Annotated in this window: 24 protein-coding genes; 19 read left to right on the forward strand and 5 right to left on the reverse strand. The window is 38.9% G+C overall.

Translation table 11 applies throughout. The features are described from left to right. Positions 1-53: 53 nt before the first annotated feature. The 7 genes from ACXAE4_RS07745 to ACXAE4_RS07775 all read left to right on the forward strand — a co-directional run bounded on the left by ACXAE4_RS07745 (position 54) and on the right by ACXAE4_RS07775 (position 6,679). Positions 54-1,403 carry an aspartate aminotransferase family protein gene (locus tag ACXAE4_RS07745; RefSeq protein WP_289578347.1) on the forward strand — a complete coding sequence of 450 codons (1,350 nt, stop codon included), beginning with the start codon at positions 54-56 and terminating at the stop codon, positions 1,401-1,403. Beyond that, on the forward strand, positions 1,404-2,105 hold the full coding sequence (locus ACXAE4_RS07750) for a CoA transferase subunit A (protein ID WP_028415119.1): 702 nt from the start codon (positions 1,404-1,406) through the stop codon (positions 2,103-2,105). Further along, on the forward strand, positions 2,090-2,752 hold the full coding sequence (locus tag ACXAE4_RS07755) for a 3-oxoacid CoA-transferase subunit B (protein ID WP_289578345.1): 663 nt from the start codon (positions 2,090-2,092) through the stop codon (positions 2,750-2,752). Before ACXAE4_RS07750 ends, ACXAE4_RS07755 begins: the two co-directional genes overlap by 16 nt. Before the next feature lie 13 nt (positions 2,753-2,765). Further along, positions 2,766-4,031, forward strand: coding sequence for a peptidase (locus ACXAE4_RS07760; protein ID WP_047749942.1), 1,266 nt, complete (start codon positions 2,766-2,768; stop codon positions 4,029-4,031). Positions 4,032-4,057: 26 nt separating this feature from the next. Continuing rightward, positions 4,058-4,906: a putative beta-lysine N-acetyltransferase gene (gene ablB, locus ACXAE4_RS07765; RefSeq protein ID WP_289578343.1), complete on the forward strand. Its 849-nt coding sequence runs from the start codon at positions 4,058-4,060 to the stop codon at positions 4,904-4,906. 67 nt (positions 4,907-4,973) lie between these two features. Then, positions 4,974-6,386, forward strand: coding sequence for a lysine 2,3-aminomutase (kamA, locus tag ACXAE4_RS07770; protein WP_028415115.1), 1,413 nt, complete (start codon positions 4,974-4,976; stop codon positions 6,384-6,386). Positions 6,387-6,400: 14 nt separating this feature from the next. Further along, positions 6,401-6,679, forward strand: coding sequence for a YokU family protein (locus ACXAE4_RS07775; protein ID WP_013058725.1), 279 nt, complete (start codon positions 6,401-6,403; stop codon positions 6,677-6,679). A gap of 35 nt (positions 6,680-6,714) precedes the next feature. On the opposite strand, the gene dat is transcribed toward ACXAE4_RS07775, so the two are convergent. Both dat and ACXAE4_RS07785 read right to left on the reverse strand, forming a co-directional pair. After that, positions 6,715-7,560 (reverse strand): D-amino-acid transaminase, encoded by an 846-nt coding sequence (dat, locus tag ACXAE4_RS07780; RefSeq protein ID WP_165636116.1) that lies wholly within the window; start codon positions 7,558-7,560, stop codon positions 6,715-6,717. A gap of 121 nt (positions 7,561-7,681) precedes the next feature. After that, entirely contained in the window at positions 7,682-8,719 is a 1,038-nt protein-coding gene (locus ACXAE4_RS07785; protein WP_013058723.1) for an acyltransferase family protein, read from the reverse strand. A 408-nt stretch (positions 8,720-9,127) separates the two neighbouring features. On the opposite strand from ACXAE4_RS07785, the gene ACXAE4_RS07790 reads away from it, so the two are divergent. The 3 genes from ACXAE4_RS07790 to ACXAE4_RS07800 all read left to right on the forward strand — a co-directional run bounded on the left by ACXAE4_RS07790 (position 9,128) and on the right by ACXAE4_RS07800 (position 10,696). Continuing rightward, a complete protein-coding gene (locus ACXAE4_RS07790; protein WP_013058722.1) occupies positions 9,128-9,343 on the forward strand; it encodes a YozE family protein in 216 nt (71 codons plus the stop codon). A gap of 230 nt (positions 9,344-9,573) precedes the next feature. Continuing rightward, positions 9,574-10,260, forward strand: a complete 687-nt coding sequence (locus ACXAE4_RS07795; RefSeq protein ID WP_013058721.1) for a hypothetical protein — start codon at positions 9,574-9,576, stop codon at positions 10,258-10,260. Positions 10,261-10,525: 265 nt separating this feature from the next. Beyond that, positions 10,526-10,696, forward strand: coding sequence for a YozD family protein (locus ACXAE4_RS07800; RefSeq protein WP_013058720.1), 171 nt, complete (start codon positions 10,526-10,528; stop codon positions 10,694-10,696). Between the two features lie 58 nt (positions 10,697-10,754). Here the strand turns inward: ACXAE4_RS07800 and ACXAE4_RS07805 are convergent, their stop codons facing one another. Next, the gene (locus ACXAE4_RS07805; protein WP_165636117.1) at positions 10,755-11,816 is read right to left on the reverse strand and encodes a DUF2515 family protein; all 1,062 of its coding nucleotides are present in this window, start codon (positions 11,814-11,816) and stop codon (positions 10,755-10,757) included. Between the two features lie 117 nt (positions 11,817-11,933). On the opposite strand from ACXAE4_RS07805, the gene ACXAE4_RS07810 reads away from it, so the two are divergent. The 5 genes from ACXAE4_RS07810 (at position 11,934) to ACXAE4_RS07830 (ending at position 15,217) form a co-directional block, all read left to right on the forward strand. After that, on the forward strand, positions 11,934-12,188 hold the full coding sequence (locus ACXAE4_RS07810; RefSeq protein ID WP_080754470.1) for a hypothetical protein: 255 nt from the start codon (positions 11,934-11,936) through the stop codon (positions 12,186-12,188). Between the two features lie 6 nt (positions 12,189-12,194). Next, entirely contained in the window at positions 12,195-13,028 is an 834-nt protein-coding gene (locus ACXAE4_RS07815; protein WP_047749946.1) for a serine/threonine protein kinase, read from the forward strand. After that, positions 13,015-13,785, forward strand: a complete 771-nt coding sequence (locus ACXAE4_RS07820; RefSeq protein WP_289578339.1) for a sporulation protein — start codon at positions 13,015-13,017, stop codon at positions 13,783-13,785. Before ACXAE4_RS07815 ends, ACXAE4_RS07820 begins: the two co-directional genes overlap by 14 nt. A gap of 235 nt (positions 13,786-14,020) precedes the next feature. Further along, the gene (locus ACXAE4_RS07825; RefSeq protein WP_289578338.1) at positions 14,021-14,647 is read left to right on the forward strand and encodes a phosphatase PAP2 family protein; all 627 of its coding nucleotides are present in this window, start codon (positions 14,021-14,023) and stop codon (positions 14,645-14,647) included. A gap of 246 nt (positions 14,648-14,893) precedes the next feature. After that, positions 14,894-15,217 (forward strand): hypothetical protein, encoded by a 324-nt coding sequence (locus ACXAE4_RS07830; RefSeq protein ID WP_013058713.1) that lies wholly within the window; start codon positions 14,894-14,896, stop codon positions 15,215-15,217. A 51-nt stretch (positions 15,218-15,268) separates the two neighbouring features. Here ACXAE4_RS07830 and ACXAE4_RS07835 read toward each other — a convergent pair whose 3' ends face one another. Continuing rightward, the gene (locus ACXAE4_RS07835; RefSeq protein WP_013058712.1) at positions 15,269-15,421 is read right to left on the reverse strand and encodes a hypothetical protein; all 153 of its coding nucleotides are present in this window, start codon (positions 15,419-15,421) and stop codon (positions 15,269-15,271) included. Positions 15,422-15,615: 194 nt separating this feature from the next. Between ACXAE4_RS07835 and deoD the strand changes: the two genes are divergently transcribed. After that, positions 15,616-16,320, forward strand: coding sequence for a purine-nucleoside phosphorylase (deoD, locus tag ACXAE4_RS07840; RefSeq protein WP_013058711.1), 705 nt, complete (start codon positions 15,616-15,618; stop codon positions 16,318-16,320). A 214-nt stretch (positions 16,321-16,534) separates the two neighbouring features. After that, on the forward strand, positions 16,535-17,983 hold the full coding sequence (locus ACXAE4_RS07845; protein WP_028415109.1) for a SulP family inorganic anion transporter: 1,449 nt from the start codon (positions 16,535-16,537) through the stop codon (positions 17,981-17,983). A gap of 245 nt (positions 17,984-18,228) precedes the next feature. On the opposite strand, the gene ACXAE4_RS07850 is transcribed toward ACXAE4_RS07845, so the two are convergent. Then, the gene (locus ACXAE4_RS07850) at positions 18,229-19,395 is read right to left on the reverse strand and encodes an FtsW/RodA/SpoVE family cell cycle protein (RefSeq protein WP_014458560.1); all 1,167 of its coding nucleotides are present in this window, start codon (positions 19,393-19,395) and stop codon (positions 18,229-18,231) included. A 666-nt stretch (positions 19,396-20,061) separates the two neighbouring features. On the opposite strand from ACXAE4_RS07850, the gene ACXAE4_RS07855 reads away from it, so the two are divergent. After that, positions 20,062-20,607 (forward strand): hypothetical protein, encoded by a 546-nt coding sequence (locus tag ACXAE4_RS07855; protein ID WP_028415108.1) that lies wholly within the window; start codon positions 20,062-20,064, stop codon positions 20,605-20,607. 160 nt (positions 20,608-20,767) lie between these two features. Then, positions 20,768-21,223, forward strand: coding sequence for a hypothetical protein (locus tag ACXAE4_RS07860; protein ID WP_028415107.1), 456 nt, complete (start codon positions 20,768-20,770; stop codon positions 21,221-21,223). The last annotated feature ends 39 nt before the right edge of the window (positions 21,224-21,262 follow it).

Raw genomic sequence — 21,262 nt, forward strand, 5'->3', positions numbered from 1 at the left:
TCTTTTCAGCATACAGTTTAATAAGAGTATGTGTTTGAAAGGAGAGTGCGGAAATGAATAAGACCCATGTTATAAAGCCGCTGCTCGACGACGACTACCCAGTTATTTCATATGGAAAAGGAATTTATTTGTACGACCAAGATGGAAAAAAGTACATAGATGCTTCGTCAGGGGCAGTTACAGCAAGTATCGGACACGGCGTAAAAGAAATTATTGATGCGATGACGGATCAGGCACAGAAAGTTGCGTTTGTATATCGGTCGCAGTTTACAAGCGATCCGACGGAAGCCTTAGCTAAGAAACTATGTGAATTAAGCAGCAATCATTTCCAGTGGAGCTTTTTTGTTAACAGCGGGACAGAAGCGACTGAAACGGCTATGAAAACAGCCATTCAGCATTTTCAAGAGCAAGGAAAGCCAACCAAAACAAAGGTTTTGTCACGCTGGATGAGCTATCACGGTATTACAATAGGAGCGCTGTCTATGTCAGGGCACGTTGGAAGACGAAAACGTTTCTCGTCTTTGCTTGAAGATTATCCTTCGGTTTCACCTCCTTATTGCTATCGATGTCCGTTTCATCAAACCTATCCATCCTGTAATCTTGCTTGTGCACACGAATTGGAAACAGTTATCAAACGAACCGGCCCTGAACATATTGCTGCTTTTATTACAGAGCCCATTGTAGGAGCTGCCGGAGCAGCTCTTACACCTCCACCCGGTTATTATGAAGTGATAAGAGAAATTTGTGATAAATATGATGTGTTATGGATAGCCGATGAAGTCATGACTGGCATTGGGCGTACAGGCGTGATGTTTGCATATGAGCACTGGGGAGCTAAACCAGACATCATGACGCTTGGAAAAGGAGTGGGAGCAGGATATACACCGATAGCCGTTACGTTAGCTAGCAGCAAAACGATTGAACCTATCATGAACGGATCCAAATTAATTATGAGCGGCCATACGCTAAGCGCTAATCCGCTGTCAGCGGCTGTAGGGCTAGCTGTCTTAGCCTATATTGAAAAGAACGATCTTGTTCAACAAGTAGCGCTGAAAGGAAACTATTTAGTAAAAAAATTGAAGGAGCTTCAACTTCTTTACCCTATCATTGGTGATATTCGTGGCAAAGGCTTACTAGTTGGTCTTGAGCTTGTACAAAATCCAAAAACCAAGGAGCCTTTTTCATCCTCCGAAAATATGACGGCGCGCGTAATAAGTAAAGCCCATAAAAATGGTCTTCTCCTTTATCCTTCACAAGCAGGAACAGATGGAGTAGAAGGAGACGGTATTATTATTGCGCCACCATTTACGATTACTCATCGCCAACTTGATGAAGCGGTCGTGTTGCTTTCGAAAACATTGTATGAAGTACAAAATGAAAAACAGGGAGATGAGGTGAAATAAGTGACAAAGGTCGAAAACTCATTTCAAAAGATTACAACTGTGGAACAAGCAATTGAATACGTGGATCATGCTGCTACGCTGATGATAGGAGGGTTTGGAGGCGTAGGCAGTCCGCCTTCTCTCATTGACGGTCTTATTGAAAGCGAAAAATCAAATTTCACACTGATATGTAATGATTCAGGCTTTCCTCATATTGGTGCGGGAAAATTAGTAAGTCAAGGAAGAATTCAAAAACTGATCGCTTCTCACATTGGATCGAATCCCGTGGCTGGAACGCTGATGACAGAAGAAAAGCTGAAAGTTGAGTTTTCTCCTCAAGGAACGCTTGCTGAACGGATTCGAGCGGGGGGAGTTGGACTTGGAGGAGTACTGATTGATGTAGGAATAGAAAATGACATTATTCAATTTGGAAAAGAAAAAGTGGAAGTAGACGGCAAGACATTTTTAGTTGAAAAACCGCTCACAGCCGACGTGGCTTTTGTATATGCAAAAAAAGCAGATCCATTCGGCAACTTGCTCTATGATAAAAGCGCTCGAAACACTAATCCATTAATGGCTATGGCAGGTCGTATAACTATTGCTGAAGTGGAGGAAATCGTTCCTCTTGGCGACATTGACCCAGAGAATGTGATGACGTCAGGCGTATTTGTGGATTATATTGTGCCTTCAAAAGGAGTGAATTGGAAATGGGTTTGGGAATAGATATTCGTCATCGTATTGCAAGACGTGCTGCGGCTGAACTCAAAAACGGCATGATTGTTAACTTAGGGATTGGCATTCCTTCTCTTATTCCTAATTATGTACCAAGCGCTGTTCATGTGATGTTTCATGCTGAAAACGGAATTTTAGGGTTAGGATCTTCGCCTCCTTTAGGTGAAGAAGATGAGAATGTCTGCAATGCAGCAGGCTATCCAACAACTACTGTTCAAGGGGCTTCATACTGTGATAGTGCTACAGCCTTCGCGATGATTCGAAAAGGATACGTCGATATGACCATTCTTGGTGCGTTAGAAGTGAGTGAAAAAGGGGATTTAGCTAATTGGATTGTGCCAGGTAAGCGAGTTCCTGGGATGGGAGGAGCGATGGAATTAGCTCAAAAAGCGAAAAAAGTCATTGTGCTAATGAATCATACGAGTAAGACAGGAGAACCAAAACTGGTCAAGACATGCTCTTTACCTCTTACTGCTTCGGGCTGCGTGGGATTAGTTATTACGGATCGGGCGGTTTTTAAAGTAGAAAAAGATGCGCTTCTTCTAACCGAGTTAATGTCTCCTTATACCGTAGAGGATATTTTGAGTTCAACAGAAGCAACCGTTCGCCTGAGTGATCAATTGATTACGATACGATAAGGAGGACCATTACATGAACATACAGCAATCTATTCATAACTGGATGACAGAGCATCGTCAAAGTGCAGTGCGTTTACTCAAGCGTTTCGTAGAAGAAGCAAGCGTACAGGGTTCTGAAAAGCATGCGCAGGCAATTGTCATTGAACGCCTTCGACAGCTGCAGTTAGATATTGATATATGGGAACCAGACGAAAAAACACTTCGTACCCATGAAGCTTTTGCCTCCAACCGTTCTAGTTTCCGAGATAGCCCGAATGTGGTAGGCGTGTTAAAAGGAAAAGGTGGGGGAAAATCCATCATTTTAAACGGACATATTGATGTTGTGCCTCCCGGCGATCTTTCACAGTGGAAGGAAGACCCTTATACGGCCGTTGTAAAAGATGGAAACTTATATGGGCGCGGTGCAACGGATATGAAAGGAGGAAATGTGTCGTTACTTTTAGCGATTCAAGCATTAAAAGAGCTAGGTATTTCATTAAAAGGAGATGTTATTTTTCAAAGCGTAGTAGAAGAGGAAAGTGGAGGGGCAGGAACACTTTCCTGCGTGCTTAGAGGGTATAAAGCAGATGGTGCCATTATTCCAGAACCAACCAACATGAAGATCTTTCCTAAACAGCAAGGCTCGATGTGGTTTCGCGTGACCGTACATGGAGTAGCAGCACATGGAGGGACTCGGTATGAAGGCGTGAGTGCCATTGAAAAAGCAGCTGTTGTGCTTAAACATATTGAGGGTCTTGAAAAAGAGAGAAACAGCCGAATTACAGACCCGCTCTATAATAAAATTCCCATTCCCGTGCCCATTAATATCGGAAATATACAAGGAGGGACGTGGCCTTCTTCAGTTGCTGATCAAGTAGTATTAGAAGGCAGGATAGGAGTTGCTCCGCATGAAAAAATGAAAAATGTCAGAGCGGAAATGAAATCGTGGCTTGAACTTTTGCCTCAGTGCGATGAGTGGTTTGCTGAGCATCCTGTCGACTTGGAATGGTTTGGGGCCCACTGGCTTCCTGGTGAAATTGAATTAGAGCATCCGCTTATGACCTCTCTTTCGTCCTCTTTTTATCAAGTGAAACAGAAACAGCCGATTATTGAAGCATCTCCTTGGGGAACGGACGGAGGGATATTGTCACAAGTTGGAGATATTCCAACAGTTGTGTTTGGACCAGGAGTAACAGAAGTAGCCCACTTTCCGAATGAGTATATTTGTATTCAAACGATGCTTGATGCAGCAGAAATTATTGCGCTCACCGTAGCAGACTGGTGCAGTATTGCAGACTAAGCTAAAAAGGGAGAGGGTACAAACAAATGGCGAAACAAGAAACTATTTGTCAACCAACCTTTGCTATGACTCTTTTTTTAGATGAATGTAACAAGCGTCTGAGAATGGATGATTACCGGGGAAATGTGAACGATATTTACAGCTATATATATAAAGAAATGGATAAGGCAACGTACGAAAAGTGGATTATAAAAGCACGTGCCGAACATCTGTTGGACTGGATGAGCTTGGGATTTTCTTTAGAAGCAACTGTTCCCTACTATTTTAACGGAAGCGACGCGTATCTTTTATGCTACTATACGTCTCAATCCCGCCGAGACAGCGGGGAGACGTTAAAAGAAACAGAGCTGCTTCAAGATGTTTTGAATTTGCCGACATCTGATTATTCTCCTTTATCGAATCAACTGATCATGCGCCGAGCCATTTCATCTGACGCCAAACAACTTTCTCAGCTCTACCGTCAAATCTTCACAGTGTATCCGACTCCCCTCTATGAAGAAGAGTATCTCTCTAGTTTGCTTCAAGAAGATAATTTGTTTTATATCATCGTTGACAAGAACGATATCGTTAGCGCTGCTTCTGCTGAAATTGACTATGTCTATCACAATGCTGAACTAACGGATTGTGCGACTCTCCCTGCTTACCGAAAGTATGGATTCATGAAGCATTTATTAAGCGCACTAGAGGCGGAGCTAAAACAGAGGCATATTTTTTGTGCATACACAATAGCGAGAGCGCTTTCATTTGGGATGAATGCCGCTTTTCATCAGCTTGGGTATACCTATACGGGACGGTTAACGAATAATTGTTACATTTATAAATCGTTAGAAGATATGAACGTATGGGTGAAGGATCTATCAAAAAGTAAAGGATGAGAAATAATTAACCAATTTATGGGCTGTAACATATAACAATAGTAAATCTTCATAAAGGAGCGATTGTATGTTATATGATTTATATAAGCCGTCCCGACATTGGAAAGATATCGAATTATGGAAAGATGTGCCCGAGGAAAAGTGGAACGATTGGATTTGGCAATTAACAAACACAATTCGAACGCTAGATGATTTAAAAAAAGTCATTAATTTAACTCCTGAAGAAGAAGAAGGAGTGCGCATTTCAACCAAAACCATTCCGCTTAATATTACGCCTTACTATGCATCTTTAATGAATCCAGATGATCCTCGCTGCCCCGTCCGTATGCAGTCTGTTCCGGTTGGCCAAGAACTTCATAAAACAAAATACGATCTAGAAGATCCGCTAGATGAAGACGAAGATTCTCCGGTGCCAGGATTGACTCATCGCTATCCGGATCGCGTTTTGTTCTTAGTTACCAATCAATGCTCCATGTACTGCAGATACTGCACTCGAAGAAGGTTTTCAGGACAAATTGGAATGGGCGTTCCAAAAAAGCAGTTAGATGCTGCGATTGCTTATATCGCCAAAACACCTGAAGTACGAGATGTACTCATTTCAGGCGGTGATGGCTTGCTGATTAATGACAACATTTTAGAATATATTTTGAAAAATTTAAGAGCTATTCCCCACGTGGAAATTATTCGAATTGGCACCAGAGCACCCGTTGTGTTTCCGCAGCGAATAACGGAAAATTTATGTGCCATTTTAAGAAAATATCATCCAGTGTGGTTAAATACTCACTTTAATACATCCATTGAAATTACGGAAGAGACAAAAAAAGCATGTGAAATGCTTGTCGATGCAGGCGTTCCAGTTGGCAATCAAGCGGTTATTTTAGCTGGGATTAATGACAGCGTAGCTATCATGAAAAAGCTTATGCACGATTTAGTAAAAATACGCGTTCGTCCTTACTATATTTATCAATGTGATTTATCAGAAGGAATTGGGCATTTCCGCGCACCTGTTTCCAAAGGGCTTGAAATTATGGAAGGGCTGCGAGGTCATACGTCTGGCTATGCTGTTCCAACGTTTGTTATTGATGCGCCAGGAGGTGGAGGAAAGATTGCCGTTCAGCCAAACTATATTATTAGTCAAAGCGCAAGTAAAGTTGTTCTGCGAAACTTTGAAGGCGTGATTACGACGTATCCGGAGCCAGAAAGCTATGTGCCTGGGCGTGCAGATGATTATTTTCGAGCTGTTTATCCAGAATCGGATGCTAAAGATTCTTCCATCGGCATCTCGGGTCTTATGAATGATGCTCAATTCAACCTTGTACCGGAAGGGTTAGGGAGAGTAAAAAGACGTAAAACATATGAAAGTGACAGTGCTCACGAAAGCCTAAAAGACAAACGTGAAAAAAGAGATGAATTAAAAGATAAAAAGTTTAAAGCTCAATTGAAAAAAGACGGTAAAAGCGACGATGCTCCATCATCTTAAGGAGGTCCTGTAATATGACTGTTCAATGCGCATGGTGCGAAGAAGAAAAAGCGGTAGAAACAACCAATACCGCATACTGGGAATTGCCAGATGGAACGAGAAGTATCGAAATTACTCATATGCCATGTATCAGCTGTTCAGGTTGCGGGATGTCATATCAAGAAGAAGAGATCATAGAAGAAGTGGAAACACAGCTGCTTCTTGTCGATACAAAAAAACTTGATGAATCCATTCGGTATGATGAGCTATTAAAAGTGCCAAGATTATTAAAGCGCAACTACTTTAAATTCTAAAAATCCGCCCCTTATTTTGTAAGGGGCGGATTTTCTTATTGATAAGCCTTTGTTCCAGCAGTACGTAGGCTGTATGCGTGCTTTAAAGCTACTGTAACAGGACGAACAGTTGGAAGTTCGACTTCGTCTATTTTCGAAACGGGCAAAAGACCAACAGACGTGCTCGTAATAAAAACTTCATCTGCGTCTTTTAAAAAGGAAGGAGTCATATTTTGTTCTCGGATTTGAATGGCTTGTTCCTGCGCACATTCCAGTACGTTAGCGCGCGTAATACCGGATAGAATTTTTCTTGTGGCAGGAGTCGTGAACAAGACGTTGTCTTTTATCGCAAATACATTGCTGCTCGACCCTTCGGTTATGTATCCGTCTTTTACTAAAATAGCTTCTTTGCACCCTTTAGAAGCCGCAGCTTGTTTGGCCAGAAGGTTAGGAAGTAGGTTCAATGATTTGATATAGCAATTAGCCCATCGTTCGTCTTCCAATAGAAGAGTGGAAATGCCTTTTTCATAGGCTTCTTCAGGTGTTTGGCGAGGATGGCGTATTGTGAGTGCTAATTGTGCAGGTACATCAGGAAATAAATGATTTCGAGGAGCAATCCCGCGCGTAACTTGAATATAAATATCAGCGTCTTTTAACGTTGATTTTTCCATTCCTTGACGAATGATGTCCTTTAGTTCCTGTCTTGAAACCGGCAGTTCAATAAAGATTGCCTTTGCACTTCTTTCTAAGCGGTCTAAGTGACGTTCAATCGAAAACGGAACTCCTTTGTATACACGAATAAATTCATAAACACCGTCTCCAAACTGGTGACCGCGTTCATCAATTGGAATAACAGCCTCGTTAATATCTCTAAACTCTCCATCATAATATGCTAATTCCATCTTGAAAAACTCCCTTCCTTTAGATATTAAAACGTTAACATAAAATTCAGCAAAATGAAATTATTTACTTGGTTTCTCTAAAGAAAATGAAAAAAGTCATACTCCTTTAGGAGTATGACTTTTATGAAAACGTACGTTTGAATGCTAATGAAAATTTCTGAATGGCTTTTTTAGGTGTAACAAACTGAACGATGAGCTTGGTACCGGTGATGAACCAATCGACAATACGGCTGCCAAGAAGCATCGTTACTAAAATGGACAGTGCGATTAAGACGATAATACCCCATGATGTTGGCTCTAAACTTTTTGAGAAGTCAGTTGTAAAGAACCATTTTAAAATGAAGCCGTGCAATAAATACACGTATAGGGATCGCTGTCCAATGCTTGTTAAAGCAAAACCGCGCGTTGGAATTAAAGCCATAAAGGCAAAAGATACAAGAAAAGCAATTCCATAGTGAGAAACGCGCATTAAAAATTCGGCCACATTGTCGTACGTGTTCGTTCCATACAGCATATCTGTGTAAGCCGTGTCGTCTAAGAAAGAGTAGCTTCCAATTAATGTAACTAGTAATACGATGGATGCAATGATTCGATTTCGCGCTGTCAAAAGATTTGTAAAAGGCTCTTGTCGCTGTGACAAATAGTAGCCTAAAAGGAAAAACGGGAAGAAGACAAACATTCTGCTAATGCTTAGAATTTTATCAAATCCGTCAATATCAATGAAGCCCATTGCAAGTCCAAGCGAAATAGAGACAGTTAAGCTAATCCACATTGGGAATTTTGCAAAGAAAGGAAGCATTAATTTCCAAAAAATTAAGCTCAGTAGAAACCACATTGCCCATCTAGGAACCAAATATTGAAGCGTGTACGTTTCATCTGTATAAAGCACACTATAATAAAGAGTATAGATCGTTTGGAAAGCTAAGTAAGGAAGAGCCACCTTTGTAAATATTTTTTTGTAATATCCTTTTTTATGGAAATTTTTCGAGAAATAACCTGCTAGTAAAATAAAGACAGGCATATGGAAAATAAAGATAAAGTGATAAATGGACAGCATTCCGCTGCTATCTGTTCGGTACGGAGAAATCATGTGCCCAAATACAACTAAAAAAATTAATACGAATTTAGCATTATCAAAGTAAGCATTTCGAGTATTCATAGTATTATTTTTCCTCAACATATGCTGATGTAAACCTCCCACCAACAAGATTTATTTAAATGGCGATTATTGTTAGAATAACCTTTCACTACGGAATTAAAACATGAATTCTTCTTTTTTGCAATTACATAAAGGCTTGAGAAACCTGTCGAATCAACGCTTTTGTTATAAAAACGATGTGTTTTTGTTACAAATGTCTTTTTGAAAAAAGAAAAATATTGATATAACAATATTTATTCGTTACGCTAATAGTGAAATTTGTTTTGCAACTGTAACATGAATTTAATATTTTTTGTCCAGTAAAACACTCATATTGCAGTGTTCGACATCTACATATCACAGAAGAAAGTTGTAGATTTCTTGAAAAAATGATAGAAAAGATACACATACCGCTGGAGGGGGAGTACGATGAAATCCTTTTATCACTATATAATGAAATTCCGATCAAATAAAAAACATGATCGAATGGGAGAGTTTGCGCGAAGTGCTTATGATGATCACAGCTTCCCGAAATCTTCAACAGACTATGACGAACTGAGTTCTTATTTAGAGCTCAACGGACATTATTTATCAAGTATGACCGTATTTGATGAAGCATGGGAGCTTTATCAAAATAATGCGTGAGAAAATAAAAAGAGGCTAGAACAACAGTATTTTAGTTGAAGGAATATCCGAACGATTCATCGTTCGGATCTTTTTATTTTCCTTAGCCTGTACAATAAGCAGAAAAAAATGATAGAGGGCAATAGATAATAAAGGCTTGGTTCTAAAGATGTTATACTTCCCCTTTTTTAGTTACTGCATATAATATTGTAACTTTTCAGTAGGTGTATGTTTACTAAGGAGGTGCGACGATGGCAGGGAAGAAAAAACCTAAATACGGAATTGGTGAAACAGTCGTTGTAACAATATACGGGACCGTTGGCACTATTACCGATATAAAAGTGATGGATGGGATTTTTGTATACGAAATCAACCATAGTGAAGGTCTTTTTTTAGAAGATACAATTGAGCTTCTAGAAGAATATGAAGGTCAAATATTAGTACAGGAAAGAGTAGAGCTTGAATATAAATTTTTCTTCGGCGATATCGTCCAGGTTTTTAATTATGGAAAAGAGTTATTTAAAATCATTGGTATTCGAACAGAAATATGGCGTTATAAAGAGGATTCATGGGAAGATATTGTCTATGAATTGTCACGTGTAACAGATGGAGAATGGCTTGAGGCTAGTGAAGAAGAACTCATTCTCGTAACTCCTCATGAGGAAACAGAAAATTACGCTCAAAGTGTTGATATGTTGTATTTAGGTAAAGAAATTAAAAAGACGGAGTTGCTACCAAAGATGAAAAAACAAAACGGTTCTGAAAAAGAAGAAGTGAGGTTAACTAAAGAAAAGCATGAGATTATAAACGGTCTTTTAGATGTGTACAATGATTATAAATTTTTGTATGAGCTTTTTGAAGATGAAGAATACGCTGAAGTCATGAACTTAGTGCTGAAACATTTAAAAAAGATAGCAAAATCCGAACAAGGAAAATAGCAGGTAGATGCCTAATAAATAAAAGATAGCCGAGATAGATCATCACATCTCTCTTAGCTATCTTTTATTGTGTATACGGCGATGGTAATGAAAAAAGAATGGGTATAATTACCTTTCTATTTAAACTGCTGAAATTTTAGACATACTATTGCCAAATTGTTCATAAATGTGTATAAGGTAAAACTTCAAGCAGAAGATGGAGTGAACCTATTTTTAAGAAAAATAAGGTACGCTAATCCGTTCAAACGGGATAAGGAGTGATATTGTGAAAGAAATCGAAGTGGTCATTGATACGGAAGAAATTGCGGAGTTCTTTTACAATGAACTAGTCAAGCGAGGCTATGTTCCCGCTGAAGAAGAGCTAGGCGAATTAGCGGATATAACTTTTGATTATCTCATTGATAAATGTATTATTGATGAGCAAGATGAAGAATAAAAAGATAGATACATCTGTAACGACGGGGAAACTCGTCGTTTTGTTTATGAGACAGCGGTTATGAAAAAGGATTAGCAGATTTTATAGCGGATTGCACTTTTATATGATGCTGAAGGGGAATTTTTTTAACTGAAGAAGCGGGAATAGAGTCAAGAAGAGAAAATATGCTTTCGTCTTCAAACCAATCTTCTTTTCTTAAAAAAAGATGTACGCGGTCTCCCCAGCTCATAGTTAAAGTCGGGCTATAGAGCTTTTTGGAATGAGTTCTGTCATTTGTAAATATATCTGAATTATAATCGCTTCGAGACCCTGTATGAGGGTGTTTAAGGCTAAAGGTATAAATAGCATCATGCAAGTTTGAATAAAAAAGAAGAACGTATAGGGTTTTTCCCACTTCAATCCGTCTTATCACAGACTCAAAATGGTAGACTTTCGTTCCACATAAATCAATTTTATTACCTGAATAATAGGGAAAGACGATTTGAGTCATACCGAGAAAATTTTGAGTGTGAAACTGCCAAGAGTTAAGAACATCACGCTGAAACTCTTTTTTAAAGAGAACATTTTTTTCGATATGATACTGTTCGTTCACAATCAGGGCTATTGATAAGAGCGTTTTGTTTCTGTGCTGCCAAAAGTCATTCCAAACAGCTTTCATAAAAGAAGATATGTGAAAGGCGGGGAGTAAATGAAACAGATTGCTGTTTTGCTCTTTGCTTTTTTCATAGAGTAACAGCTGAGCGTAAGCATCATGAAATATCGCTGAGTTGGAATGTTCTAAAAACAAGAAGTATGCGTGCTGTTTCTCTGATGAAAGCAGGGATTTTATTAAGGTAGTGGAGAGATCTGTCATATAATAGCCGCCGTTTCGTGAAACTAAGTGTGCTAAAAGAGCCCAGTGAATTTCAGGGTGTTTTTGATAATAGTCCAAATAAGCTTGTGTACGTGTAACATTGTTTTGATTAGCTTTTTTTACTTTTCTTCGAATTTCTTTAATCCATTTTACATCTTCTCCAATAAAAGAGAGCGGGAGAATAGCAGGAGGTTTGTGCTGCATCATCTGCTGCAGACGAAGAACATCCTCCAATCTAATGAGGGGATTTGTGTCAGTAGAAGTCATGTTAAGCCTCCTTTGAAACGTTTAACTATTTTAAAAAAGGGTAAGGGACTTTTTGAAACCTTTATAACATTTCGTACGTATAAAGGGTAACAAATGTTAAGAAAAGAGGTTTTCTTTATGTTCAGAAAAATATTTGAATCATTAACTGGATCTAAACATCGCCGCTACAGCAGCAGTGATCGACACTACCGACGTCCACGCCACTACAGCAGCAGTGATCATCATCACAGACGTCCGCGTCACCATAGCAGCAGTAGCGATTATAAACGAAGCAAATATTATGACAGCCACAGTCATTCAAAATATGGTCATCACCATTACAAGCGTAAACGCAAAAGCGGAAGCTTCTTCTCAAGCTTTTTCTCAAGTTGATTTGGAATGAAAAATCGAATGTTCAAACACTTTCATCGCTGGCTAGTTGACCGTCCTTTTAAAAAAGGAACAGTCATTTGTGAGCGCTATGAAATCATAAATGTACTGGGAATGGGGAGCTATGGTATAACATATGTTGCTAGTGACATTGTGCAACAAAAAGAGGTAGTAATAAAGCAACTCCGCAAAACGAAGCAGCGCACGCCTCAGGGGCTGAAGTCTTTTCATTATGAAGCAAAACTGCTGTCTCAACTAGATCATCCTCAAATTCCTTCGCTGTATGAAGCTGTTGAAATAGATGAAGGGTGTTTTCTAGTGATGGAGTTGATTCAAGGAAAAACGTTTGAAGATTTAATTTTTGAAGAGAAGCGCGTATATACAGAAGAAAAAGCGCTTGACATTTTACTTGATATTCTAAAAGTAGTTTCCGTTATTCATGAGCAAGGAATCGTTCACCGTGATCTTCGTATTCCAAACATTATTGATGTTAACGGGACCATCTATGTTATTGACTTTGGTCTTGCAAGATTTTTGGGAGCTCATGAAGAAACAAGCAGCCTTATAGAAGAACAGCAGTTTATGAGACAAACATCGGTTGCAAGCGATATCTATGCGCTTGGTCATTTTCTTTTATTTTTATTGTATTCTGGTTATGAGCCGACGGATAAACAAGAAAAAAGCTGGGAACAAGAGCTAAGCTTGTCGGCGCCCATTAAAACCATCATTCAAAAAATGCTGAGAGCAGATGAAGCGTATGAAAGTATTAAAAGTTTACAAAAAGACATTTATGACTATATAAATAGTAAGAACTCGGGGAGGGAAAAGCATGGCGCTATTTAATAAAGCGTTAGCCCGCATTGGAATTGGTGCAGCGCGAGTGGATGCTAAGCTTGTCAATGATGAATTTCGTGCTGGTGAAACGATTGAAGGGATTGTTGAAGTGTACGGCGGAAATGTTGAGCAGAAAATTGACAGCATCTATCTGCGTCTATTCACAACCTATGTAAAAGAAAGAGACGATAAAAAATACAAGCAGGACATTGAACTTAATACGTTTAAGATTAACGACCCGTTTACGATCCAACCATCTGAAACCAAGTCTATTCCTTTTACCTTTCAGCTGCCTGATGATACGCCTGTTACATTAGGGAGAACCCGAGTGTGGGTGGCGACGAGCCTCGATATTAAAGATGCGGTTGATCCGTCGGATATTGATCATGTAAAAGTGCTCCCTAACCTTATGGTAACAAGCACAATTGAAGCGATGGAACAGCTTGGCTTTCGCTTGCGCCAAGTCGAGTGCGAAGAAGCTCCTCGCAGGATGAGAAAAAGACTTCCTTTTGTTCAAGAATTTGAATTTGTTCCAAGCGGTGGAGTGTACGCTGGGAAAGTAGATGAAATTGAAATCATCGTGCAGCCGAGCGGCTTACATGACTACGATTTATTTATAGAAGTAGATCGACGAGCCAGAGGGTTTGGGGGGGTTTTATCTGAAATGCTGGATGCAGATGAGTCGCTCGTTCATGTTCATGTTTCTGAAAAAGAAATTCCTCAGTTAAAAAATAGATTAACCAATATTATTTCACGCTATAGCTAACGTGCATAGCTCTCCTTTATTTTTCGTATATTAAAGACAGTAAAAAGAAAGGAGAGAGGTATATGCCGCAATCAAAACAAACGAAAAAAATAAATGCAAAAGAGGAATTTTCGGCTGAATTTGTCGTTCATCAAGCTCCCAAGCCGGAAGACTATATTCAGCCAAAACGTGTGAATAAGTAAAGCATGTAGCACGCTACATGCTTTTTCTTTTAATAGGTTGGAGGAAATAAAAAATGGTAAATCGCACTACAAAATATTCTCTATTTATTGTATCGCTTTTAGCTTTCTTTTTACTCATTTTATTTACGTTTAATACACCTTGGGTGAAACAGCTTGACTTTAATGTACTTCATACCATTGAAGGATGGAGGACGGATACGTTAACACCCATCATCATATTTATAACAACTGTAGGATCTTGGTATGTCACTGCGCCAATATGGTTTGCCATTATAGTATTTCTTCTTTATAAACGAAAAGGATTGCTCGCTTTATATATCACGCTTGTTTTTTGGGGAGTTCGCGCTTTAAATTTGGGATTGAAGGAGATTTTTGCAAGACCAAGACCTGATTGGAGTCAAGTCGTTCCCGCCTCTCACTATAGTTTTCCGAGCGGACATGCCATGAACTCAATGGCGTTTTACAGCGGAGTGCTTTTGTTAATATGGATGTATACAAGAAGCAGGGCTATTAAAACGGCAGCTGCATGCGTAATTGCTATTATTATTTTATTAATTGGATTTAGCCGTTTGTATTTAGGCGTACACTTTTTAACGGATATACTAGCAGGATATTGTGTAGGACTTGCTTGGTCATTAGGAGTCTACCTCCTTTCTAAGCGCCTATATAACCAAAAATAGGAGCAATGGTTACATTTTTTTCGTTAATATTTCATTTTGTTTAAGTAGGTCTATTGATTCATCCATTCAAAAACAACTAATGATAAAATGGGAAACAAATATTTTATGTACATGTTTAATAAGGAGAAACTAGTAATTTCGACAAAAAACGTTTTGATTCGATAAAGGATTTTCGGATTTTATCACTAATTATATAAGAATACATGACGTAAAAGAGTAAATACTTGCTTTTGGGTGGAGGGAAGAATGTTGAGTGTGTGGACCACAATAAAAAAACAATTTAATATTAGCACAGAATATGATGTAACCATTATGCAAACAGAAGAAAAAGGCGAAAAGCGCGGATATAAGCCTGTCCATCGTCTAACGATTACAGCATTCGATCATCAAGACGCTGCAACACAAGTATTTCAGATGTTTAATATTGCTGATAATTTGCCAAAAGATTGTGATGCGAGATTTATTAGCACAGGCGATATTTTGTTAATTGATGAAGGTACTCGAGGGAAGTATTACTACAAGCTATGGACAGACGGATGGCAAAAAGTGAATCGCCTGCATGTACGTTAAACATAAGGTAAAAGCGACCTATCTGGCCGCTTTTTATTTATATGTTGACTCTTAGTAATCACGAGTATGATGACCAGGGCCATTTTTTCGGTTTGTTGCTGAATATTCATCTCCATGGGCTTCATGTTCTGCTATAATTGCTTCTTTTGGAATGTGATTATTCTTTTTAGGCGAATTAATTCGGTTGCGATGTTTTTTCCCCATACATATCACCTCAGCTAAAGTTAGTAAATCCCTTGCGCTATTAGCGTACCCTTATATAAAAAGACATACTACGCCATTTTTTGGGCAGTATGTCTTTTTATTTTTGACGCATAATGTTAGAAGTAAATAGACATGCAAGGGATACAATATGGTATAGTGAAAGCGTAAGATTTTTTACATATAGGAGGTACGAAATGAGCGTACATATTGGGGCAAAACAAGGTGATATTGCAGAAACAATTTTACTTCCAGGTGATCCACTTCGTGCAAAATACATTGCAGAAACGTTTTTAGAAGATGTAACTTGCTATAACGAAGTGCGCGGTATGCTTGGATTTACAGGAACATATAAAGGAAAGCGCGTTTCTGTTCAAGGAACGGGAATGGGTGTACCATCGATTGCTATTTATGTAAATGAACTAATGAATGAATATGGTGTTCAAAACCTAATTCGCGTGGGTACATGCGGAGCAATCCAAAAAGATGTAAAAGTACGTGACGTTATTTTAGCCATGTCTTCGTCAAGTGATTCACAAATGAACCGCGTTAAATTTGGTCCTATTGACTACGCACCGACAGCTAACTTTGATTTATTAAAGCGCGCTTACGATGCAGGTGTTGAAAAAGGCCTTCAGTTAAAAGTAGGAAGTGTATTTACATCTGATCAATTTTACAATGAAGACGGCCAGCTAGAAAAATTAGCAGCTCACGGCGTATTGGCAGTTGAAATGGAAACGACGGCTCTGTATACGCTAGCGGCTAAATACGGCCGTAATGCTTTGTCGGTTTTAACAGTAAGTGATCACATCTTCACTGGTGAAGAAACAACGTCAGAAGAACGTCAAACGACGTTCAACGATATGATTGTTGTTGCGCTTGAAGCAGCAATTAATGAATGAACATAATTTCATTTATTTGCTGAATGGAAGCGAAATGCTGCCGCGTAACAAATAAAAAGACGAGAAGCAATCAAGCTTCTCGTCTTTTTATTTGCGAAAATTAATTGTTTCCAAATAGGAAATTGTATGGTACGATTTGATACGTTAAAAACGGCCTTGATTTTCGTGAAAGTCGAAAATCGTATAAAAAATTCATAAGAGGTGATAAACCATCATGATGGCAAGTATTAAACAGCAGTGGTTTTCAAATGTTCGAGCAGACATTTTGTCAGGGATGACAGTTGCTCTTGCGCTTATTCCAGAAGCCCTTGCTTTTTCCATTATCGCCGGTGTCGATCCTATGGTTGGTCTGTATGCATCTTTTTGTATGGCAATTGTGATTGCTTTTACAGGTGGAAGACCAGCTATGATTTCAGCTGCAACAGGAGCAATGTCTTTATTGATGATTAACTTAGTCAAAGATCATGGCATTGAGTATTTATTTGCAGCTACTGTTTTAACCGGAATTATTCAAATTTTACTTGGTGTTTTGAAAGTAGGAAGGTTTTTATCGTTTCTTCCTCAAACAGTGATGATTGGCTTTGTAAATGCGCTCGGTATTTTGATTTTTACCGCACAGCTTCCGCATTTTGAAGGAGCAAATTGGATGATGTACGCAATGGTAGCCGGAACGCTGCTCATCGTCTATTTATTTCCGCTCATGACCAAGGCAATACCATCTCCGCTTGTTGCGATTGTCTTGATGACGATTGTAGCGATTGTCTTTCATTTAGATTTAAAAACGGTAGGAGATATGGGGAATATTACGCGTTCATTGCCGGTTCTTCACTTTCCAAAGGTTGATTTATCAGTGGAGACACTGCTCATCATTTTACCTTATTCGCTTCCTTTGGCGATTGTAGGCCTACTTGAATCTATGCTAACGGCAACGGTACTGGACGAAATTACAGATACGCCTTCGAATAAAAATAAAGAAGCGCGCGGTCAAGGCATTGCTAATATTGTAACAGGTTTCTTTGGAGGAATGGCTGGCTGTGCCATGATTGGACAATCTATGATTAATGTAAAATCAGGGGGACGTGGAAGGTTATCTACCTTAGTCGCCGGAGTCTTTTTATTGTTCTTAATTATGGTGCTTGGCGATGTTGTTAAACAAATTCCAATGGCTGCTCTTGTAGGCGTTATGTTTATGGTAGCTGCCGGTACATTTGATTGGCAGTCCCTTAAAGACTTAACGAAATATCCGCTATCGGATGCCATTGTAATGGTTGTTACGGTGGTTATCGTATTGTTTACACATAACTTAGCATTAGGAGTAATGGTAGGTATTGTTTTAAGTACGATTGTATTTGGCTGGAAGATGGCTAAAATCAAAACAACTTCACAAAAAGAAGGCAATATGAAGCAATACAGGGTTTCAGGGCAATTATTTTTTGCTACCATCAGTTTCTTTATGGATGAATTTCAGTATGAAACAGACCCAGATACCATCATTATTGATTTTAGTTCTTCTCATATATGGGATCAATCGGCCGTGATCGGCATCTCAAAAATTATCGATAAGTATGAGCGATTGAATAAAAAGGTTATTGTAAAAGGATTAAATGAAGACAGTAAAAAAATCGTTAGGCAGATTGGCTTAACGTCGCTGTCGAACAAGTAAAAAAGGTGTGCAGTAGCACACCTTTTTTACTTGTTTCGTTTTAGTAGCTGTATGAGCCAGGTGGAAAAAGAAGTTGTAGATGAAGGTGCGGATGTCTGTTTTAACAAAATAGCATAGGCTTTGCGACGATATTGGTAATCAAGCATGCATATCTACTCCTTTTAAAACAGATTTTGAAAGCGTTTTCTTTATTGTAGCATGCTTAATAGGGAGATAAAAGAAAAAAGAGAGACCATTGTCTCTCTTTAATCATTTCCAAACATATAGCGTTTGTGATGCCATGAGATTCCAAACATCAGACCCATTGCAAACATGTTCCCCATCAGTGAACTACCTCCATATGAAATAAAAGGAAGTGGAATTCCGGTAATAGGTAAGACTTGAATGGTCATACCGATATTTTGAAATACGTGGAACGTAAGCATTGAAATAACGCCTACACATAAGTAAGAATTGAATTCATTTTTTGTTTCAAGCCCTAGCTTGATCAAGTAATAAACGAGTACGAAGAAAAGACTAATAACAATGCTGGCGCCTATAAAGCCAAACTCTTCTCCAATAACCGCAAAAATAAAGTCGGTCTGTCCTTCTGGCAAATAGACAACTCCATTTCCGATCCCTTTACCGTTTACCATTCCTGACCCAATCGCATCTAACGATTTCTTTAAATGATAGCCCTCTCCCGAACTATACGACTCAGGATCAAGCCAAGAATAAATACGTCCAAATTGGTATTGCTTAACCCCTAAATACTTTTCTAATAAGTTAGGTGCATAAACAACAAGTCCCAAAATAACAGAACCAACCGCTGTAATACCTAAAAATGCAGGCGCGATGATTTTCCAGCTTACGCCTGAAACAAATACAAGTCCAACTGTGATTGCTAAGAACACAAGAGCGGTACCTAAGTCAGGCTGCTGCATGATTAACAATAAAGGTAAAGCAAGTACAGCGCCTAGTTTACCAAGCAGTAAAAAGTCTTCTCTTACTGTTCGGATACGATATTTTTCATTGTGTTTAACAATGACCGTACTCAGTGTGATAATCAAAAACACTTTCATAAACTCTGATGGCTGCAACGAGAAGCCGGGAAGTGTGAACCAACTTTTTGCCCCGTTAATTTCTCTGGCAATACTTGAAGGAGCCACTAGTAAAAGAAGCAATAAAAAGTTCCCAAATCCATAAAAAACCCACGTTAGCTTTTGAAGCTGATCGGAGTCAAAACGCATGACAAATCCTATAATCACCATTCCAATAATATAAAAAACAACTTGTTGCGCTACGAAGTTCTTATCATACTGCCCAATTTTTTCAGCACTATGGATTGCCACAACGCTTACGCAAAACAATAGGAAGATTAGGAAAGCCAAGTTCCAGTCAAATCTACTAACATTTCTTTGATTTTCACCCATATTATTCACCTGTCACTATTAAATCTCATTCTTTCTTTATGATAAAAGAAAAATGCTGGTTTTTAATGCAAAGTCGATTAATGAAGAGTCGCACTAACCCCGCTTTGCAGTTTTTGCTTTGAATATAGACTTGCTAAAAGTAAGAAAAGATATGTCGCAAGCTGCGTTACCATACAGCCTTTTATTATACATGAATTATTCTATAACATAAATAGGAGAAATGATAACAATTTCTTTTTTCTAAAAACTCTATTTGTAAGGATTGATTCAATTCATCTTCTTTATCTCCTTAAAGGTTAATATGAAAACATACTATAGGAATTTATCTTTTTTTGCACGTGAAAAGATAAAGAAACGTGTATATATATAACGAAAGAAAGGGGCAAATAGTTTCATATGAACGACTGAAAAATTCTAAACTGCGAGGACTAAATCTAGCAAGCTATACATATGAATAATAGTAAAGGTAAGAGAAAGTGTTCTACACTATCTTTTTCTACATGCAGACATTCAACTTCTTAGCTCCCTACAAGTAAACAGTCATAGTCTACTTTCTTACTGATGAACGTATGGAAGGCATAGGGTAGATTACCGAATAAGAGACACAGGATATTAGGAAAATAATAGATAGAGATTAATAGAATCATAACGTAGAGAGGTGTGTTTATGATTATAGGGGCAAGTTTGACAGCATTTTTATTATTATGGTGGACAATTTTTTATAGCGGGCGCTACCATCATTATGTTTCAGAGCCTGTTGGCAAAAGAATTTCCCTTCACGTAGGAATACATGTTACCTTAGTGGTTGGAGTGAATGCATGTCTCTGGCTTGAGCAGCCGCTGCTTTTTTCTAGCATTTTAGCAGGGTGTGCAGGACTAGGAGCCGGATGGTTTGTGGGGATTCCTTTTTCGGTAAAAAGTATTTTAAGCGGAATAATGGGGGGCATAGGAACGAGTGTTAGTTTTTATATCTCTATGAGTATGTGGATAGATCAATTTAACTCGCTGTCTTTTTTATTGATAGGAACGAGCGTTATTTTTAGCGGAAGCTCGTTATTTCAAGTGTTAAAATCGATTCCGTCATTTGAAAAGGTACTGGTGAAAATGTGGGTTCAACATCCTTTTCTGATAGCGCCTATTTTGATTACCGTATTTTGGCTGTATAATTTTATTGAAAAGTATTTTCCGCAAGCAGATCCAACACGCAAGTAGTTTCCGTGTTGGATTTATTACTTTCTCCCATAAGGCGCCTCTTTAAGCTTACCAAGTTTGACATCGTTCAATTAGTCTATAGAAGGTAAAAGTAGACATTCACCTATCTTCATTATGATGCATATTGTAACGTAGCAAGCATTATAAAGGGGGAGTGCGTATGTATCCATATCAATACGATCCACGTTTTCAAAATTTGTTTCCACCTGGAGGAGGCCAAGGGTTTCCGTCGTTTCCACCTGGAGGAGGAGGTCAGGGCTTTCCGCCGCCGCCACCTGGAGGAGGAGGTCAAGGCTTTCCACCATCGCCACCTGGAGGAGGGGGCCAAGGGTTTCCGCCGCAGGGAGGAGCGCAGCCGCCTTCAAGTCCGCCGCCAGGTTTTACACCTGCACCAAAGCTAGGTTCAGGAGGTCCATCACTTTATGCTGTTGATCCAGGCGCTATTTCAGGATGCCTATACCGATACACCTATATATGGCCGAGAAATGGTCGACCTTACTGGTTTTACCCAACCTTTGTGGGCAGACGCTCAGTTGCAGGATATCGCTGGACAGGATCTTTCTGGGTGTATGCTGGGGTAGATGTAAATCAAATTCGAGAATTTCAATGTGTATAAAACTCCGCTTGCGGAGTTTTTTTGTGCGAAAAGGTTGAC

The organism is Priestia sp. ABM2_011 (assembly GCF_056158845.1).

Bases quoted from the DNA above. Each gene is read 5' to 3' on its own strand.
- ACXAE4_RS07845 (WP_028415109.1), top strand. From the start codon at position 16,535: ATGATGGCAAGTATTAAACAGCAGTGGTTTTCAAATGTTCGAGCAGAC.
- ACXAE4_RS07825 (WP_289578338.1), top strand. From the start codon at position 14,021: ATGGTAAATCGCACTACAAAATATTCTCTATTTATTGTATCGCTTTTA.
- ACXAE4_RS07775 (WP_013058725.1), top strand. From the start codon at position 6,401: ATGACTGTTCAATGCGCATGGTGCGAAGAAGAAAAAGCGGTAGAAACA.
- ACXAE4_RS07805 (WP_165636117.1), bottom strand. From the start codon at position 11,816: ATGACTTCTACTGACACAAATCCCCTCATTAGATTGGAGGATGTTCTT.
- ACXAE4_RS07810 (WP_080754470.1), top strand. From the start codon at position 11,934: ATGTTCAGAAAAATATTTGAATCATTAACTGGATCTAAACATCGCCGC.
- ACXAE4_RS07850 (WP_014458560.1), bottom strand. From the start codon at position 19,395: ATGGGTGAAAATCAAAGAAATGTTAGTAGATTTGACTGGAACTTGGCT.
- dat (WP_165636116.1), bottom strand. From the start codon at position 7,560: ATGGAATTAGCATATTATGATGGAGAGTTTAGAGATATTAACGAGGCT.
- ACXAE4_RS07760 (WP_047749942.1), top strand. From the start codon at position 2,766: ATGAACATACAGCAATCTATTCATAACTGGATGACAGAGCATCGTCAA.
- ACXAE4_RS07830 (WP_013058713.1), top strand. From the start codon at position 14,894: ATGTTGAGTGTGTGGACCACAATAAAAAAACAATTTAATATTAGCACA.
- ACXAE4_RS07835 (WP_013058712.1), bottom strand. From the start codon at position 15,421: ATGGGGAAAAAACATCGCAACCGAATTAATTCGCCTAAAAAGAATAAT.
- ACXAE4_RS07815 (WP_047749946.1), top strand. From the start codon at position 12,195: ATGAAAAATCGAATGTTCAAACACTTTCATCGCTGGCTAGTTGACCGT.
- deoD (WP_013058711.1), top strand. From the start codon at position 15,616: ATGAGCGTACATATTGGGGCAAAACAAGGTGATATTGCAGAAACAATT.
- kamA (WP_028415115.1), top strand. From the start codon at position 4,974: ATGTTATATGATTTATATAAGCCGTCCCGACATTGGAAAGATATCGAA.
- ACXAE4_RS07820 (WP_289578339.1), top strand. From the start codon at position 13,015: ATGGCGCTATTTAATAAAGCGTTAGCCCGCATTGGAATTGGTGCAGCG.
- ACXAE4_RS07790 (WP_013058722.1), top strand. From the start codon at position 9,128: ATGAAATCCTTTTATCACTATATAATGAAATTCCGATCAAATAAAAAA.
- ACXAE4_RS07745 (WP_289578347.1), top strand. From the start codon at position 54: ATGAATAAGACCCATGTTATAAAGCCGCTGCTCGACGACGACTACCCA.
- ACXAE4_RS07855 (WP_028415108.1), top strand. From the start codon at position 20,062: ATGATTATAGGGGCAAGTTTGACAGCATTTTTATTATTATGGTGGACA.
- ACXAE4_RS07795 (WP_013058721.1), top strand. From the start codon at position 9,574: ATGGCAGGGAAGAAAAAACCTAAATACGGAATTGGTGAAACAGTCGTT.
- ablB (WP_289578343.1), top strand. From the start codon at position 4,058: ATGGCGAAACAAGAAACTATTTGTCAACCAACCTTTGCTATGACTCTT.
- ACXAE4_RS07860 (WP_028415107.1), top strand. From the start codon at position 20,768: ATGTATCCATATCAATACGATCCACGTTTTCAAAATTTGTTTCCACCT.
- ACXAE4_RS07785 (WP_013058723.1), bottom strand. From the start codon at position 8,719: ATGAATACTCGAAATGCTTACTTTGATAATGCTAAATTCGTATTAATT.
- ACXAE4_RS07755 (WP_289578345.1), top strand. From the start codon at position 2,090: ATGGGTTTGGGAATAGATATTCGTCATCGTATTGCAAGACGTGCTGCG.